The sequence below is a fragment of the Chryseobacterium endophyticum genome (assembly GCF_056333165.1).
Genome location: NZ_JBWGXE010000005.1, coordinates 167,756 through 185,557, shown reverse-complemented (window position 1 = coordinate 185,557; position 17,802 = coordinate 167,756). Strand labels below are relative to the sequence as shown.

Below are 17,802 nucleotides of genomic sequence, written 5' to 3'. Positions count from 1 at the left end.
ATTTTTTAGTGGTTTCGGATTGACTTTTATCGGAATCGGTGATGGTATGAAAATGCTCCCGCAGATTGAGCGGATTGTGCAGATTTTTTTCATTAAGATCTGCGTAATTACCAAGATCTGCGGGAGAATATTTTTTAGTGGTTTCGGATTGACTTTTATCGGAATCGGTGATGGTATGAAAATGCTCCCGCAGATTGAGCGGATTGAGCAGATTTTTTTCATTAAGATCTGCGTAATCACCATAATCTGCGGGAGAATATTTTTCAGGTATGTTGAATGTTGAAATTCAGGAATAAAGCAAAGGAAGCCTTACTGCTCCGTTTTCCTTTTCTTATAGTGGGTAAGATAGATGCCTTTATCCGAATTTTTCGAAAAATTGGTTCCGAATTCCCAGAACAAACGGGCATTTTCCCTGGCTTTTTCGTTGGTGAAGTTTTCATATTCGATTCTGTAAATAGAACTGAACAGGCGGGAACGCCCAACCCCGTGATGACAATGGATAAGAACAGGATAATTTTCCGGGTCATCCATGATTTTCAAAAACTTCTGTACCGTGCTGTCCTGAGGGATCTGGTCGGTGGGTAAGTTATAATAATGGAGACCTGCAATCTTATCTGCTGCAAATTCTTCGGCATTTACCTGCTTTTTTGTTTCCGGATTCAAAGCGGTCTGCACCAGGCCGTCGCGTAAATCGACAATGGTTTTTATTTTGTGGTCGCTTACGAAAGCCGCCAGCTTCTCCGGAGGAACAGCCCCTGAATTATAGACCTTGTTTTCTGAAATCGTAACGAGATTATAACGCACTTTTTTCTGATACCATACCAATGCAAGAACCACCGCAGCAATGATCACTAATGAAATTATCATTCTTTTGACAATATTTTTTTTAAAACTCAGATTCATAATCTCTTTGAAACACAATTCAATACTGCTAATCTACAATCTTTTTTCAAGAAGAGAACAAAAAATATCGGACTGATTGTATGATCTACGCTCACTATGCATTCCTGAAGATTTATGTACGGAGCTGCACTTCGGGCATGCTGCAGCTTGCTTTATTTTTTTTCTTTCAAAAATTTTCTTACTTTCGTTTCTATAAAAACACACGATTTTATTTTATCAACATATTAATTTTAAAATCAAAAATGATGGGATTAAAAAATTTAAATTCTACCCACCTGAGCAGTACGAAGATCACTGCGGCACAAGATGCCATCGCATCACTGGAAAGTGCACTTGCTGAAATCACAATCAATCTTTCGGCGGCTGACCGTAAAAAATACGGCAGCATCAACGAGCAAAACAAACTGTTTGTGAATAAGGTTCACGACTATCACCAAAGTCAGCCCAACCTCAGCGCTCCGGATGTCGACTGGACTGAGTTTGAAAGGGACTACACTTCCCGAAACCACATGGAGTCAATGATCAGCAGGCTTGAAAGCATCATTACCCGGCTGAATAATGCCAAAACGCTGCATGATTTCGATAATTACCAGTCGGCGCTGGTTGATTATTCGTTCACCACTTACAAAGCAGGTACCTCAGCACCTGGATTTGAAGATAAATACAAAGATCTGAAGCAGTTTTTTATAAAAAACAGTACTTCAACAATCCCGCCTGATAATAAACAGAAAGAATAGTACAGCCATCTACCCCTTCATACCAACGGAGGGGTATTTTTATGGTTCTACCCCGTCTTTTAAGGGTTTCGACAGGTCAGTTATTATCCTTGAGACGTCAGTCAGTCGTTTCGGTAGGTTGATGAAAGCTTCGAAGACGTCTTTCAATTATCCAAAGAGGTTACTTAATGATCGGGTGAGGTCCTTAATCGTTCCGGATACGTTCGGGAAGCTTCCAGACTTATCTTTTATCTGTCGGAAACTATCTTTTACCTATCCGGACAGGTGCAGTACGTGTCCGGATGCCTATCTTATTCCATTGAAGCGATCAACAACCCCGTCGGAGTTCTCTTGAATATATCGGGAGGGCTGTATGACCTATCGGAACCTTTAAATTATATATCTGAATCTATACAAAACGGATCGCGATAGTTTCCGAATGGGTTGGGAGGGGTTGGGAACGGCAAAGTTGAGGTTAATTCAAAAGTGCCCGCCTAAGCGCATTAAAAAATTTTCATTTACTTCTGCAAAACTAACGGATCCAAAATCTTTTTTAGTCCACACCCTGTCTTTTATGAATTTATCGGGATTACTCCGGTCTGTATAGCTTTCACCATATTGATGAAGATGTATCTTGTTTGACCGGTCAATGTAGAAAGTAGTAAATGAATTGACAAACAGAAAATCTGAACAATAAATTTGCTCCACCGTAAAAAAATTCCCTTTGATTACAAGTCTGCCATAAATATCTGCCGGACAATTGTCATCGTACGAAAATACAAGTTTATTATTTTCCGCGATTTTTTCGAAGGTGCCAGAATGTATATTTTTGTGAAGAAAGATAATGGGCAGGTTATAATGAATACCTGATTTGTCATTCTTTTTTTCTTTTCTTTCCAGTGCTAGAATTTTATAATCTTTGAAATAAACACTATCAAATACATAATAATCTTTAGGTATGATATAATTGGTTTTATTCTGTGAATAAAACATTTCAGTACAAAATAAAGCCATGAACAAAATTATTATTCTCATTATTAAGTTTATTTTATCCTCTCCCACACCCGATTAGGAATTTTCCTGATCTCTTTATTTTGGGACTTCATCAGCGCTACATATTTTTTATAATTTTCCTGAGCTTTTGTCTTATCCCCATCTAACCAGTAACTATCCGCTATGTTAAGGTAAGCGACCACTCGGCTGGGTATTTATCGAGAATTTTTTGTAGAAGTTCAATCGCCAAAGAATTATTTGTATTTTGAATTTTATAAGCAAAATCATTTAGCTTCAATACATTTTGACTTGATATTATGACGTAATCCAACCAACTTTTGTCAGCAACCCATTCATAATAATTAAATTTAATTTTTGGAATATCGCTATTGGTCAATGATATTGAGGCTTCATTATCCTCACCTGCTTTGTAATACTTTTCTTCATAATCACAAATCGTAAAACTATTATCTGAAAATTTTAAACTGAAATTTATTATAGAATAATGATCGGATGCAAATGGAGCTACCGTTGTTTTATATGATAACAAATTATTTTCAAACTTCAAATCACTAATATCGTTATCGCTTTTCCCCAGACATTCTCTGCAGGGAAAAATACCGTCATTTTCATAATAAAAAGAATTGCCTTTCTTATCGTTAAATATTATCAATAATTTTCTTTTATTAATACCTGCATTAGTCACAGCGGTTTCTTTTTCGGTATTATTTGCAAAAATATAAAGGTCATCTTTTGTTCCATCATCATTAAAATCATTATGCAATTCTGAAATTATAAAATTGAATTTTAAAAGAGACGATAATTTCTGATTTTGGCTACAGACTTTTACAGTCGTTATCGGTGTAATCACTTTTTGTTTTGCTAAATGAATAAACTTATCATTACACTCTTTAAAATTCCAATAAGGATTATCTGCATTTCCTGAATTTTGAATATAGATCGTATCATTAGCATAGAGAGAACCTACATTTCCAAAAGTGAGATAGGTTGAATGATCTTCTTTGGATATTTTTATTGTACCGGATGTTTTCTTTTTCTTATTTATGTAAAAAATAAATCTTTTTTGAGAATCTATTTTCAAACGGAAATTACATTTGGGTTCGATAGAATAATAATCTCCCGAAATTTTTTGAGCATTTCCATAAATAAAAAATAACACAAAACATATTATTATCTTTTTAATCATCATATTTTCAACATTAGTAATAAGAAGAATGAAGAAGTTACGAATTCTATTTATTGTCTCAGAAGTTGCTTTTTTCTTTTATTAAAAAGGTTTGCACAATTTTCAGAATAATCGGAAACTATTTTTTCGCTAAAATTCTCCAAAAAAGTTTGAGGGAAAATCATTTTTGTTTTAATAGAAGGAATTTTTATCAATTCTTCTTTTTTCAAATCATAATAGTTCCAATTTCCAATATAGTTTCCTGTCAGCAGGTTTACACTTGACTCGCCACTTCCATCATTATTTGCGGGCCCAAATTCGTATCTGCTCATTCCGATAAGCTGTATTTTTTTTTCTAATTTATTATATCGGAACTGACAGGAATATCCAGCTCTCATCAAATCAATATTAAGTTTGAAACCATTGAAAAAGCTTTTTAAACTTACCTGTCCATCCAAAGACTCTATTTCTTCACTATAAACCTTTTTAAAATTCTGTGTTGACAGCGATGATACCACTTTTAAATTTTCACCATCAATATAAATAGTGTCTCTAATACCATCAAAATCTATATCCTTGATTAGCTTTGCCTGTGAAAAAGACAGATTACTAATAAAAAACAACAAATAAATTATTCTCATGATCAGGTTTATTTTATCCTTTCCCACACCCGATTAGGAATTTTTCTGATCTCTTTATTTTGGGACTTCATCAGCGCTACGTATTTTTTATAATTTTCTTTTGCTAAATCTTAGATTCCCATTTCCCAATAACAATCTCCGAGATTAAGATAAGTTACTACTCTGGAAGGAAATTTATTGAGTATTTCATTATATAAATACACTGCTTTAAAACTTCCTTCTCTGGTTTGAGCAATATAAAATGCCAGATTGTTATATTTATCCGATGTCGTAGAAGTTATAGGCTTTTGTTTAATGAGCAAGTACAAATCTTCATACGAGTATTGGAAGAGATAATTTTTTAAACTTTTTGCGTTTCTCAATTTCTCATATTCAACAGTAAAAATATTCTCACCGGTTATCTTGTTTTTTAAAGAATCCTGTGCATAAAGATTTTCATCCTGATCATATTCCATATTATTAATTCCCAGTGAATAGGGATAATAAGACACTTCAATATCCGTAATACCGCTCGCAATTTCTACATCTTCATAATAACTTTTATACAATACCCAATTCTTATGGACGGGCAAATATCTGTAGTAAAGAATTTCTTTTGCCTTAAATGCACAGCACGTAGCCAATGCAACCAAATCTCCATTCAAGAAGTACAGGTCTTTACCGTCAAAAGATTCGCCCATTCGGTCTCTTAAATTTTCGAAAGGCAAATCGTCAAAGTTAATTTTTAAAGGAGCCGGAATTTTGCCTGATGAAATCGTAAATAAGCCACTCAAATTTTGAATAACAGCATCTTTCTTTATTTGCTTTTGAGCGGAAATGCATATTGAAATAACCAATGCGATTAAATATTTCATTTTCTTTCTCTGACAAAAATTAAATATTTTGCTTTACAGTTTTTAAAATTATGATATTGATTCATTTCATTACCAGAATTTTGAATGATAATACTATCATTTCGATATATTCCTACCGTATTTTTCATCGCTAAAATCTTTTGATCATCATCATCAGTGCGAATAACAAGTTTACCAGTAGTGATCTTTTTATTACTCCTGTATATATCAAAAGAAAAATTACTAGTCTTCGTATCTTTTTTTATATAAATAATCATTTGGGGATTACAGTAGCTATCTTCAGTCGATTTATAATTACCTGGAACCAAATCATTTCTTTTATTTTTAAAAAGGAACAAGAGTGGTATCAATAATAAATATTTCATTTCATTTTATTTTTTGTTTAGCTTTTTCTCTTCTGGCTTCAATTTTTTCCTTGTTTTTTTTCTTTTGAGGACTTCTTTCCCATCCTTTCACTGATGAAAAATTTAAATAATCAGAAGTTAAATCTAAATATTGTTGATACGATATTTTAGATTCATCAGTTGATAATTGGGCATATCTATATATAGAATCTTGTGATTCCCAACATTTACTATTTTTTATAGAGTATTTATCGTAGTTTACATATTTTGAATTTTCACATTTCACACTGTTTTTAATCATTTTTATCAATTTTGGTTTTCTATCTTCAATATATCCATTAAAACCTCCATTAATCCGATAAGTTATATAAATTATATCATCTTTATCAGCATAAGTGCTTAAATCAAAACCTAACTGTTTAGCCCAATACCATCCTGCTGAATCAACACTATAAGGTAATTTTGCCAGCTTTTTATTATTAGGTTCTGTTGTAAAATCAATATCATCGCCATTTTCTTTTTTATAATTCGAATAACTTGTATAATTACATCTACCTGTTATTTGAATTAACCCACGACCTAAAAATCGTTTTCCATCCCCCGGCAATTTATGACATAAGTCTTTTCTTCCTTCGTAACCACTTTGAGCGGGCGTTGGCCCCCAAAGTTCTTCCTGGTAAATAAACTCAAGGGATTCATGCCTAACTTGCGCTAAGAAATGTAATTTTCTAATACAAGTATTTATATTATAATTTGTAAAAGTTAAATTAAGCGCATCTTTAAACTTTTCAGCATTCTTTTTTGAAATTCCAATTTTTACAAAGTCTTCAATTTTTAAATCCCTATCGCAAAAACATTTTTCGTCTTTCTTTTTCTCCTCCTCTTTTTTCTCCGGTTCAGATGTTCCTGTTTTCACAGGTGTTTGAGAATCTTGCGGAAAATTCATCTGTCCCATTTCATTTTTCACTTTCAGTTCTTCTTCATAGAAATTTTCTTCATTATTCAGTTCCCAAACCTTTACTTTATAATGATGCTCATTCGCAGATCTATCCTGTTGGGTCTGCATATACATCGCAGGACTTAACAATATTGCTCTTTTCGTTTTTACAATACCATTTTTCTGGACAATCTGCATCGGTTCGGTACTTTTTGCCACTTCGATATCCTGGCCGTTTACCGTATCGTAAATTTTAAATTCAACATATTTCCCCAACATATTCAGGGTGTAAATCTGAAGATTTACACTATTCATGTATTTTAGATTATCAGGATCCTGTATTTTGTATTCTACATCCAGAAAAAATACATCAATTATTTTTATTTCGCCACTCGCCTGGGGAGTAATATGCAGTTCTACGGTTTCATTTTTATAGGTCGCTTTCAATTGCAGATTTTTACCCTGTAAATTCTGTAAAAACTTATAAGTGGTGAGCCTTCCTTTTTTCTGTCCGGAGAACGGCACTTTTTCATATTCGCTATACGGGTTCGACCAATAGATCTGCCATGAGATCTCATTATCATTTATCGTGCTCAGATCAGCTTTTTCCGCAAAAGTTACACGATACCCGGTCACCGCACCAATTACCGGAAAGCGTTCGCCTTCAATTCCTTTTAATATATTTCCCATCGTTATAAGTAGTATTGGTTATCGTCGTACTCACCCTGGAATTCTTCAAAACTGATTCCGGGCATTACCTGATTCAGTAGTTCCGCATCGGCTTTCTGTACATTGTTACTTCCCATTTTTACGCTTTGCCCATGGTGGTGTACTGTAATTTTACCCCCTACGGAACACATGAGATAAGATATTTCGGTAAGAGCAGCTTTTTCCATGATTTTTAATTTCTCATAAGGCTTTTTCCATGTGCCTGCCGGAACAAAAGCACAAGGGTTGTTATTTTTGACTTTACAATTTCCGAAACATGCGCTTCCTTCTTTGAACTGAACATCTTCTAAAGTTGCGGTATATTTTTCATTGTTTTCACAGCTATTAAAAATCGTTTTAGAATGGGAGGTTACTTTCAAAGTAGCAGGAATCATCCCTTTGTCGCATACACATTTTGCGCCGTCTACTACATAAAATTTATCATCCTGTTCGGTACGTCTGGCTTCCTGCTCTTTTTGTTTTCGGAGCTCTCTTTTCTCTTTTTCTTCCTGATATTCAATTTCCCGACGCTCCCGGATTTCCTGTTTGGAGGGTTTTTCTTTTTCTACAGTTAATTTTTTCCCTTCAGAGACTTTATAAGCAATTCCGTCATTGATATCTTCGCACCACAGGTTATGAAAATTCCGTAGTTCGTTTACAGAAATTCCGTAGTCATCGGCAATACTTTCCAGCGTTTCGCCTTTCTTCACGATGTAAATAAATCCTTTTTTCATCTTGTAATATTGTGTTTTATTAAATCACTATTCTTTATTTCTTCCAAAAAAAATCTTTTTGATTCTGACAGCTTTTTCCGTTCTTCTTGTTCATCAAATACTACATTTATACCCGTTTTTACTTCAGCCGTTTCTTTTGTTTCAAAAACATGGATTTTAATTTCTTCATTGTAAGCAGAAAAATAAAAGACGATTTCAATCTTATGAATACTCCGGTCTTTATTGAGTAAAAAATATCCTGAAACAGTATTATCTTTTGTAGAATGAGAGGTTCCGTGAACAAGAATTTTTATTTTCCCATTCTCTGTATACTCATTTAAAATTTCCAACTCCAGAGAATATTTTTCCTTTTGTCCCGGGGTAAAAGTAAATTCAAAATCATCAATAACTGAAATCCTGCTTAGTCCGTAATCACCATAAACAGGGAGGAAAAACACAGAGAAAAACAAATCATTTTTTAAACTATCAAATAAATAACCGGGATTTTTATAAATCTTGCTCACCCGATTGAGTAAATCTGTTGCTTTCCCAACGTCATAATAGTCTTCAAGCCTTGGGATAAAGCTTTTCCATCGTTCCAAAATCTCGGCGTGATTACACAGTTTTTTAGGAAAACCATAGGAATTAACAGACACCCTTAAGGGAAACAAGGCCTGAGAAGAATGAGAAAGAAGTTCGCCAATAAGCGTTTCATCAGGTTTTTCTTTATTAATGAGAAGATTACTCCGGTTAATTTTTACGACAGTTTGCTTCGAATCATCATTGGTTTTCCCGTTATGGATAAAAGTAAAATCAAAGGATAAAGTCTTTTCCTGAGTTAATGTCTTTTTAAGAAAATGGTAGTGATACTCCTTCTCTTTCAGAATGACAGAAGGAAGATACAAATGCGAAGGAACAGTTGTTTTCATCAAATAATGTTTGCGTTTCCCACAAATTTAAAATATTTATGCGATTCTCAATCATCGGATATGTAATTTATCAGATGACACATCATTTTTTTTTAGGTAAGATCATAAAAAAAGTGCCTGCACTGCTGCAGACACTTTAAACTCAAACTTCTTCTAACACTTTTGATCTTATATTAACACCATCCTGTCTAATTTATTGTGTTTTTACTGTCAATTTTATAATTCTTTAAAATTCAAACTCGCCAATGAGGATTCCGTCATCATTTTTCCCGTTCTCTTTCTGATTCTGGAAGACCACTGTTTTTCTTTCCTGTTTCCCGGTGGCGTAATTGATGTAAATCTCCGCCATAATGGCTGTCGGACCAGCTATTCCTACATGCCGTTCGCCGAAGAAATTGGTCTGGATCTTATATTTGCCTTTCAGGGCTTTTTTCAGTAAAAACTGTTCGGGGCCGAAACCTCTGGTGAAATCGTCGCTTAATCTGCCTCCGATTTCTGTTTCTTTATTTGAATAATAGCAACGTTCATTATTAGGATCGGTTACCCAAAGATCGATATCCGTATCATCTTTGTTCCAGTTGATCACCACGCGGATGTTTACCGGGAGATCGGCGATGATTTTAGGATTGATGTTTTTAAGATCCAGTTCTTTTCCATGGTTTGCAATAAGCTCATTGATCTCCATGATGATGATCTCTTCAATCCCGTTGTCCCGGTCTGCCAGTTCTTTGGTGTATGACTGGGTAAGCACTTTGTACAGGTTGTCAAGAGCAGCCTGGTAGTTTCCGTTGTCTTCAAAAGCCAACGCCACATCCCTGTAGCTCTGGGGATCAAAAGGTCTCCATTCCAGCACTTTCTGTGCGGCAAAAAGTTCTTTATCGTATACCTCCGCCTGCTCTAGTTTATAAGCTAATAATTTATAAAGTTCTTCATTCTCAAGATCCAGATCTGCGATGGCACTCAGTACTTTGATCCCGAGTGTACGGTCATTGTTTTTAAATAAAACCTGGGCAACATCAAAGTAGTATTGCGGAAGCTTTTCATATCCAGGTCTGTTCTGAAGGTAAATTTTATAAATGATTTCCGTATTTTTCTCCCCGTTGAAGAGCTTCATGTATTCTGCTTTGGATTCCACTTCAATGGTTTTTATTTTACCGGGATTGATGACCGCAGAGCTGTTTGAAAATTCATTTCTGTATCCGACCTGAAGTCCTGCTACTCTTCCCTGAAGTGCCTGGGGTGCATTTGATGCTACATAGGACATTTCTTTAAGGCTCATCTGCTGCTGTTCTCTTCTCCGTTCAGCAATTGCTGATGTTCTTGCTTCTCCAAAACCTGTTACGACTACTTCTTCAACATCGCTTACCCTTGCGGTATCACTTCGTGTGGAGACCGGTGCCGGCTTAGGATATTGTTTTGGTTTCGGCTTATATTCTTTTTTCCACCATTCTTTCAGGTTTACAGTCATCATTTCTGCCCGGGCCATCAGATCATTCAGCTTTGCATCTTTTGCGATCTTGTTGTTTTTTACGATCTCATCAAACTGTTTTCTAAGTTCCGACGGAGGTGTGATCTCATAACGTACATAATCTTCCACGTTTTCCAGCACCATTAAGCTCATATTGCTGCTGACCAGACCGAACTGCCGGCTCAGGTTTTTAATTTCATCTTTATTCTGCTTCTGAAAGATTTCGAGTTCATCCAGCTTCTTCTGGGCCCAGAATGTCGAGACTTCCCAGTCTTTTACCATCTGTTCTGCCGTATCCAAGACGATCAGCCTTGTTTCTGTGACGTCATTGCCATAGCCGAATTTTGCTTTAAGTGTCGTCTTATTTCCTTTTAAAATTCCGGTCAGCACAAAATCCTGTGAAATGGGTTCAGAAATCGAAGGATAGACTTCGGAAACGGAAGCATTACTTTCAATTCCTAAAAACCTCAGCGGCTGGAATAATAATTTCCGGATCTCCTTTCCAGGATCGTTTTCGTTTAAATTTAAAAATTCTCCGTTTGTTTTATTGCTAATATATTTCAGCTGACTAAAATCGGCGGTGTTGGAAGAGGAAATGGTATAGGTGGGTTTGTTCCATGCCAATTTCATTTCTCCGAAGGAAGATATTCCGTCTGTAAAGAAGAAGATTTCGTCTTCATCGAGAGATTTTAACCGGCTGTAATCCGTACCTCCGTCATAAGAAGTTTTTGACAGAAAAGCCTTCAGCTCATTCCAGTTTCCTTCATTTACTTTAAATGTTTTTCCGGTTTCAAACGTATTGCTGATGAAATATGTTTTTACGGTAACATTTTTATTGACTTTAAAATATTCTTCCAGCAGGGTAAATTCTTTGAGATGATCCCTGTTTTTCCCGCTTAAAGAATTATCCCAGACCACCGCAATTCTATTCGGCAATCTTTTGTCTCTTACATTCGGAAGCATATTCAGATCGGCAAAGAAATACGAAGAACCTGCCGAAGCCTCCTGTATTAAAACATTCTGGCTGCCTTCCCGCACGGGAAAATTGATTTTCAAATTGTTTCCGGGCTTGTAATGGGTTTTGTGCATTTCCGCAGACCATATATTTCCGTTTTTAATGAAATCGAATGCTCCGTCCGGTCTTTCTGCCAGCTGTGGCCTTTCAGCATTTTGATAAACGCTTGTTTTTATGGTAAAATCCGGAATTTGCTGCGGATGATCCAACGGCAAAAAATACTGGTAAGAATTCCCGGATTTCTTCAGTTCGTAATGATAGGTGATCTGCAGGGTTCTTTCACCTCCATTCGGAGCAATGGGATAGACGGTTGTGCGGAAATTATTTCCTTCCACTTTTTCGAGAAGGCCGGGATCGATATTCCTTTTCTTAATGGTTTCGTATACTTCTTTGGCTTTTTCTTTTTCTACCGACACTGCATTCCTGAGTTTCCCGTTGATATCCAGGGCGTACCCACTTACGCTGCCCCCTTCCGGAAGCGGAAAAGTAACCCGCCCTTCCCTGAGGCGACCTGAATTATTCTTCAAAACCATAGTGATGGTATTGGTCGAAATCTTTCCGACGATTTTTGTTTCAATCTGCAGCTTCTGAAGGATCACCTGATCGCTGGTTTTATAGATTCCTTTGCCATTGGAAATTTCAATCTTCGGAATCTGGGTGAGACAGAAAACCGGAAAAAATAAAAGAAATTGTATGTACAGCCTTTTCATAGATTTTGTTTTACACATGTTCTATTGATATAGATGCAGGAATTTGCGGCCGCGTTGGAAAAGAATTGAAAAAATTTAAAATAAAATTGATAATGCTGTTTAAGTAAGCTGTAAAAGGGATGTTGGATGGCGGAAGTTTTGCTATCCTGTTTAGACCGGCCCGAGGTATTATGCAATCTATGGATTCAGGAATAAAATATTCGTGGTAAATGGTTTATTTAAAGGATAATTTTTAACTTTACCCTCAAACGAATTAACACAAATGGTTTAATGATTTTTAAGCCTTAAAATTTTGCTCACCGCTATGGAACAGAAAATACATCAGGGAAGAAACGTAAAACGCTTCAGGGAAATGCTCGGCATCAAGCAGGAAGCTCTTGCTTTCGACCTCGGCGAAGACTGGAATCAAAAGAAAATTTCCCTCATTCAACAAAAAGAGGTTATCGAAGATCATCTTCTAAAAGCCATCTCAGACGTCCTGAAAATTCCCGTAGAAGCCTTCCAGAATTTTGATGAGGAACAGGCGATTAATATTATTTCGAATACCTTTAATGATGAAGCTTTCATTGGTAATTCCGGTGGCACCTACAACATCAATCCAATGATAGAAATCATCAAACTTCACGAGGAAAAGATTGCTTTGTATGAAAGGATGTTGAAGGAAAAGGAGGAGATGATGGATCGGTTGGAGAAGCTTGTGGGAAGGTGAATTTAGTAATTGCTTTATGATATGGCTCAACCTTAAGGGTTGAGTTTTTTTGTTTATATCAGTTATAAATATAAAAAAGCACCTACAAATCTGTAAGTGCTTTCTAACGTGGTCCCACCTGGGCTCGAACCAGGGACCACCTGATTATGAGTCAGGTGCTCTAACCAACTGAGCTATAGGACCGCAAAATTGGTTGAATTTTGTGACTGCAAAAATAGCAAAATTTCTGGCATTACAAAATTTTTTATGCCTTTTCTTGACAAAGTTCTACCAGTACCCCATTGGTAGATCTGGGATGAAGAAAGACAATCAATTTATTATCAGCACCTTCTTTGGGGTCTTCAGAAATAAATTCAAATCCTTCTTTTTTCAGTCTTTCGATTTCTTTTAAAATATTTTCCACGCCGAAAGCCAGATGGTGAATACCTTCCCCTTTTTTATCGATAAACTTTGAGATCGGGCTTTCTTCCGTGCTGGCTTCAAGAAGTTCGATTTTACTTTCGCCGGCAGCGTAAAAAGAAGTGGTAACCCCTTCCCTTTCTACAGATTCGTTTTTATAGGACTCCTGCCCCAAAAGCTTTGTGAAAATTTCGTCTGAAATGCCTAAGGATTTTACGGCAATACCGATATGTTCTAATTTCATAAATATTTTAAATAATTAAATTGTAAATTTGATAATGCTTCAATTTTCAAAGGACCAATTCAAACAAAAGTAGTAAATTTGCACAACTTATGGAGAGTAACAGACAACGAAAAGTAGCACAGATTATACAGGAAGATTTTGCAGAACTTTTCCGCAAACAGGCCGCAGAAAGCAAACAAAGCATTCTGGTATCGGTTTCGGATGTAAAAGTAACTGCAGATCTTGGGATCGCAAAAATCTATTTAAGCATATTTCCGCAGGAATTCCGTTCTGCCGTTATGAAGGAGATTGAGGAAAACAAAGCCCAGTACAGAAACTTTATCGGCCAGAAAATGGCGAAACAGGTCCGCGTGATCCCAAATCTCAACTTCTATCTGGACACCACTCTTGACGATGTTGAAAAACTAGACCGCGAACTCAGAGGCGAAGGCGACAATCCTATTCTGTAAGATTTGAAAAACATTGCATTTTATATAGCTTCGAGGTACCTTTTAGCAAAAAAAGGGAGTACTGCCGTTACGTTTATTACGTGGCTGGCAGTTGGAGCCATGACGGTAGCCGTCACTGCAATGTTTGTGATCATTTCCGTCTTCTCAGGACTGGAAGATCTTAATAAGGAACTGATTTCCAACCTTCATGCCGATCTTACGATTAAAAGTGATTCCGGGAAAACCCTCAAAGATTTTGACAGAGTCAATTCGATCCTGAAAAGTAATAAGGAAATCAGCCATTTTTCCAGAGTGATTGAAGAAAAAGTGTACATCAGCTACAACGGAAAAGGCGACATTGCCTATTTACGCGGCGTTGATTCTGCTTACATTAAAGTGAATCCGATTAATAAAGATATTTTCTACGGCTCCTATCCGGGTTTCAAATATTCCAATGAGGTTTTAATGGAAAACTCTTTAGACAACAGATTGTCTATCCCCGTCTCTTCAGATTCCGGATATGCCACGATTTTCATGCCCAAACCGGGAACCGGAATCATCAATAAGGAAGAAGATATTTATAACAAAAAAGACATTCTGGTCACCGGAATTTTCCCCGGCAAAGATCAACTGGACAATTATATTATTGCCCCGATAGAGCTTACGGAGGAATTATTAAACCTTCCAAAACATTCAGCTTATCAGATTGTCATCAAGCTGAAAAACCCGGATAATTCTAATACCGTAAAGCAGCAGCTTCTTTCTGTACTCGGAAAGAACATTGAGGTTAAAACCAAAGAAGAAGAAAATGCGGCATTCTGGAAAATGATCAATACAGAAAAATTATTTATTTATCTGATTTTTGCGCTGGTCATCTTCATTACCACTTTTAACCTGGCGGGCGCCATCATCATTCTGCAGCTTGATAAAAAGCAACAGGCAAAATCCTTAGTTTCTTTAGGACTTCCACTGAGCCACCTAAGACAAATTTATTTTTACACCGGAATTCTCATTGTCGTCTTGGGAATCATTTCAGGATTGATCCTTGGGACTGTGCTTTGCTATTTCCAGCTATACACAGAGTTCTTTAAAGCAAACGACATTTTACCTTTCCCTATAAAGATTGTCGGTAAAAATTACCTGATTGTCTCTCTTACCGCTGCTGTTTTTGGCTTCGGTATTTCATGGGCATTTTCTAAAATAGGAAAGGAGTACATTACCAAAACTTAATATTCTTACGTATATATTTTTTTTACTTTTACCGACCAAATTTAAAAAAAATGAAACGTATTTTATTCACTTTACTGATGAGCTTTGTCTTTACAAGTACATTCGCTCAAATTCCTACGGGGTATTACGACGGCACCACCGGTCTCTCCGGAGCAGCCCTGAAAACGAAACTTAAAGACATCATTTCAGCCGGACACGTAGATCATGGCTATGGCGGATTATGGATCGGCTACCAGACTACGGACCGCGATAATATCGCAGGAATTCCGGGGTATGAAAATGACGGAACCATTATGGATATGTATTCTGAAAACCCTACCGGGACAGATCCTTACAACTACATCTATGACACGAATCAATGCGGAACGTACGGGGTCGAAGGAGACTGCTACAACAGGGAACACATTGTTCCGCAAAGTCTTTTTAACAGTACGGCACCTATGGTTTCAGACATCCATTTCATCAGACCCACTGACGGAAAGGTAAACGGAATGAGATCAAACTACCCGTTCGGAATTGTAGGAAACTCTACGTTTACATCGCAGAACGGTTCAAAAGTAGGAAATTCCGTATCACCGGGATATTCAGGGATCGTTTTTGAACCTATCGATGCATTCAAAGGTGATATTGCAAGAATGATTTTTTACTTCATCACGAGATATGAATCGCAACTTTCATCATTTTCTACAGGTGATATCCTGGGAGGTTCTGCTTTTCCAGGGCTTCAAACCTGGGAGCTTAACCAATTGTTAGCGTGGAACGCGGCAGATCCTGTATCTGCAACTGAAATTGCCAGAAACAATGCTTCTTATACCTATCAGGGGAACAGGAATCCATACATCGATCACCCTGAATATGTGAATGAAATCTGGGGAACTCCGGTTTTGGATACCGAGGCTCCGACCGCACCTACCAACCTTGCAGCGAGCAATCCGACAGCCAATGCCATTTCATTGAGTTGGACCGCTTCCACCGACAACCTTGGCGTTGCCGCGTATGATGTATATAAAAATGGTGTTTTGAACACAACAGTGACAGGAACTACAGCGACCGTTTACGGATTAATGCCTTCCACAACCTATACATTTTATGTGATCGCTAAGGATACAAGCGGAAATTCTTCGACACAAAGCAACACGGTTACGGAAACCACCCTTTCCGGAGGCCAGACGGGAACCGTATGCGGAACAGAAGATTTCACCAACATTCCTGCGAGCGCAAACAACTATACGACCAGAACATGGACAAGCAACAGCATCACATGGAATGCAACCGATGCCAGAACAGATCAGACTATTAATGGGAAAGCCATTACCATCAGAGACGGATATTTATTAAGTTCAGCCATTTCCAGCGGAGTGCAGAGTCTTACGGTAACCACGCAGTTAAAATTCACCGGATCCAGCAATGCATTGATCGTTCAAGTAAATGGAACCCAGGTGGGGACAATCCCTTACAGCACAACAGTAGGAACATTCACCATTAATAACATCAATGTAACAGGAGATGCCGTCATTAAGATCATTAACCCTGTTTCTACCAACAGAGTAGCGATTGATGATTTGAGCTGGACGTGTGGCGGAGTGCTTGGAACCATTGAAAATTCAAAAAATAAATCCACGTTCTCTATTTACCCTAATCCGGTAAAAAACAATGAGCTGTTTGTAAAGGGGGAAAATCTTGGTAAAATTTCAAAAGCGCAGGTTTATGACTTTTCCGGGAAACTGATTCAAACGATTGAAAACCCTTTTAAAAATTCAAATAAAATCTCTCTGAAAGGATTGGCAAAAGGCACTTACTTCCTTGCAACAGATTCTTTCTCCGAAAAATTCATCGTAGATTAAATACTGAAAATATTTTTGATAAAGACCGGTTTTTTCCGGTCTTTTTTTTACTTTTATCGTATGGATTCCAATAAAAAATTAGGCCTGATCGGAAGAAATATATCGTATTCTTTCTCTAAAAAATTCTTTGAAGATAAATTTCAGAAACTCATGCTGAAAGGATATTCTTACACTATTTTTGATTTAAAAGAAATCAATGAAGTTGACGATCTGTTTTCTGTTCCTGATCTTTTAGGATTTAATGTAACGATTCCCTACAAAGAAAAAATAATCGATTATCTGGATGAGCTGAGCGATGAAGCCAGGATGATTGGTGCTGTAAACTGTGTCTTAATTGAAAACGGGAAAAAGACAGGTTATAATACCGATGCTTTCGGCTTTGAAAAAACCTTGCTTCTCCATAAAAAGCCTCATCAGAGTTCAGCAATTATTTTAGGAAATGGCGGGGCAGCCAAGGCTGTTAAGTATATTTTAGATAAAAACAATATTCCTAATATTACCGTTTCAAGAGCCACGGAAGTTAATTATGGCAACCTGAAGACGGAAGATGTTGAAGCTCATAAAATCATTATCCAGTGTACACCAGTCGGTACATTCCCGAATGTAGACGACTGCCTTGAATTTCCTTTTGAAGGCATCACCAAAGATCACCTGATTATTGATTTAATTTATAACCCGAACTACACCAGATTCATCATCAAAGCATCTGAAAAAGGCGCTAAAACAGTGAATGGATATTACATGCTCGAGCAGCAGGCAGAAAAAGCCTGGGAAATTTGGAATTATCAAAAAAAATAACATAAATTAGTACTATATTAGCTTTTTGCTATA

At 36.7% G+C, this 17,802-nt stretch carries 18 protein-coding genes and 1 tRNA gene; 7 read left to right on the top strand and 12 right to left on the bottom strand.

Going from position 1 to position 17,802, the window contains the following annotated elements:
- Positions 1 to 283 (top strand): hypothetical protein (locus AC0N32_RS13170; protein WP_476394318.1); only part of this gene is annotated, 283 nt, incomplete at its 5' end.
- Positions 284 to 309: 26 nt separating this feature from the next.
- Here AC0N32_RS13170 and AC0N32_RS13165 read toward each other — a convergent pair.
- Complete coding sequence (locus AC0N32_RS13165) at positions 310 to 867, bottom strand: dual specificity protein phosphatase family protein (RefSeq protein ID WP_476394317.1); 558 nt, start codon at positions 865 to 867, stop codon at positions 310 to 312.
- A gap of 281 nt (positions 868 to 1,148) precedes the next feature.
- On the opposite strand from AC0N32_RS13165, the gene AC0N32_RS13160 reads away from it, so the two are divergent.
- Positions 1,149 to 1,640 (top strand): hypothetical protein, encoded by a 492-nt coding sequence (locus AC0N32_RS13160; RefSeq protein WP_476394480.1) that lies wholly within the window; start codon positions 1,149 to 1,151, stop codon positions 1,638 to 1,640.
- A 459-nt stretch (positions 1,641 to 2,099) separates the two neighbouring features.
- Here the strand turns inward: AC0N32_RS13160 and AC0N32_RS13155 are convergent, their stop codons facing one another.
- The 9 genes from AC0N32_RS13155 to AC0N32_RS13115 form a co-directional block, all read right to left on the bottom strand.
- The gene (locus tag AC0N32_RS13155) at positions 2,100 to 2,654 is read right to left on the bottom strand and encodes a hypothetical protein (RefSeq protein WP_476394316.1); all 555 of its coding nucleotides are present in this window, start codon (positions 2,652 to 2,654) and stop codon (positions 2,100 to 2,102) included.
- A gap of 139 nt (positions 2,655 to 2,793) precedes the next feature.
- Positions 2,794 to 3,822 (bottom strand): hypothetical protein, encoded by a 1,029-nt coding sequence (locus AC0N32_RS13150; RefSeq protein ID WP_476394315.1) that lies wholly within the window; start codon positions 3,820 to 3,822, stop codon positions 2,794 to 2,796.
- Between the two features lie 47 nt (positions 3,823 to 3,869).
- On the bottom strand, positions 3,870 to 4,439 hold the full coding sequence (locus AC0N32_RS13145) for a hypothetical protein (RefSeq protein WP_476394314.1): 570 nt from the start codon (positions 4,437 to 4,439) through the stop codon (positions 3,870 to 3,872).
- Between the two features lie 110 nt (positions 4,440 to 4,549).
- On the bottom strand, positions 4,550 to 5,293 hold the full coding sequence (locus AC0N32_RS13140; RefSeq protein ID WP_476394313.1) for a hypothetical protein: 744 nt from the start codon (positions 5,291 to 5,293) through the stop codon (positions 4,550 to 4,552).
- A complete protein-coding gene (locus AC0N32_RS13135; protein ID WP_476394312.1) occupies positions 5,290 to 5,658 on the bottom strand; it encodes a hypothetical protein in 369 nt (122 codons plus the stop codon). The genes AC0N32_RS13140 and AC0N32_RS13135 overlap by 4 nt, the downstream gene beginning before the upstream one ends.
- Position 5,659: 1 nt before the next feature.
- Entirely contained in the window at positions 5,660 to 7,264 is a 1,605-nt protein-coding gene (locus AC0N32_RS13130; protein WP_476394311.1) for a glycoside hydrolase family 19 protein, read from the bottom strand.
- Positions 7,265 to 7,266: 2 nt separating this feature from the next.
- The gene (locus tag AC0N32_RS13125; protein WP_476394310.1) at positions 7,267 to 8,016 is read right to left on the bottom strand and encodes a DUF4280 and LysM peptidoglycan-binding domain-containing protein; all 750 of its coding nucleotides are present in this window, start codon (positions 8,014 to 8,016) and stop codon (positions 7,267 to 7,269) included.
- Positions 8,013 to 8,597, bottom strand: a complete 585-nt coding sequence (locus AC0N32_RS13120; RefSeq protein ID WP_476394309.1) for a hypothetical protein — start codon at positions 8,595 to 8,597, stop codon at positions 8,013 to 8,015. Before AC0N32_RS13120 ends, AC0N32_RS13125 begins: the two co-directional genes overlap by 4 nt.
- 553 nt (positions 8,598 to 9,150) lie before the next feature.
- Positions 9,151 to 12,117, bottom strand: coding sequence for a VIT domain-containing protein (locus tag AC0N32_RS13115; protein WP_476394308.1), 2,967 nt, complete (start codon positions 12,115 to 12,117; stop codon positions 9,151 to 9,153).
- A gap of 304 nt (positions 12,118 to 12,421) precedes the next feature.
- Here AC0N32_RS13115 and AC0N32_RS13110 point away from each other — a divergent pair, with 304 nt between their 5' ends.
- Entirely contained in the window at positions 12,422 to 12,826 is a 405-nt protein-coding gene (locus AC0N32_RS13110) for an XRE family transcriptional regulator (RefSeq protein WP_476394307.1), read from the top strand.
- Positions 12,827 to 12,935: 109 nt separating this feature from the next.
- Here AC0N32_RS13110 and AC0N32_RS13105 read toward each other — a convergent pair.
- Both AC0N32_RS13105 and mce read right to left on the bottom strand, forming a co-directional pair.
- Positions 12,936 to 13,009: transfer RNA gene (locus AC0N32_RS13105), tRNA-Ile, on the bottom strand.
- Positions 13,010 to 13,070: 61 nt separating this feature from the next.
- A complete protein-coding gene (mce, locus tag AC0N32_RS13100) occupies positions 13,071 to 13,469 on the bottom strand; it encodes a methylmalonyl-CoA epimerase (RefSeq protein WP_476394306.1) in 399 nt (132 codons plus the stop codon).
- Between the two features lie 89 nt (positions 13,470 to 13,558).
- Between mce and AC0N32_RS13095 the strand changes: the two genes are divergently transcribed.
- Genes AC0N32_RS13095 through AC0N32_RS13080 form a run of 4 tightly spaced genes read left to right on the top strand, consistent with a single transcriptional unit; the run spans position 13,559 to position 17,769 of the window.
- Positions 13,559 to 13,918 (top strand): ribosome-binding factor A, encoded by a 360-nt coding sequence (locus AC0N32_RS13095; protein ID WP_476394305.1) that lies wholly within the window; start codon positions 13,559 to 13,561, stop codon positions 13,916 to 13,918.
- Between the two features lie 3 nt (positions 13,919 to 13,921).
- Entirely contained in the window at positions 13,922 to 15,127 is a 1,206-nt protein-coding gene (locus tag AC0N32_RS13090; protein WP_476394304.1) for an ABC transporter permease, read from the top strand.
- Between the two features lie 50 nt (positions 15,128 to 15,177).
- A complete protein-coding gene (locus tag AC0N32_RS13085) occupies positions 15,178 to 16,971 on the top strand; it encodes an endonuclease (RefSeq protein WP_476394303.1) in 1,794 nt (597 codons plus the stop codon).
- A gap of 60 nt (positions 16,972 to 17,031) precedes the next feature.
- Entirely contained in the window at positions 17,032 to 17,769 is a 738-nt protein-coding gene (locus tag AC0N32_RS13080) for a shikimate dehydrogenase family protein (protein ID WP_476394302.1), read from the top strand.
- The last annotated feature ends 33 nt before the right edge of the window (positions 17,770 to 17,802 follow it).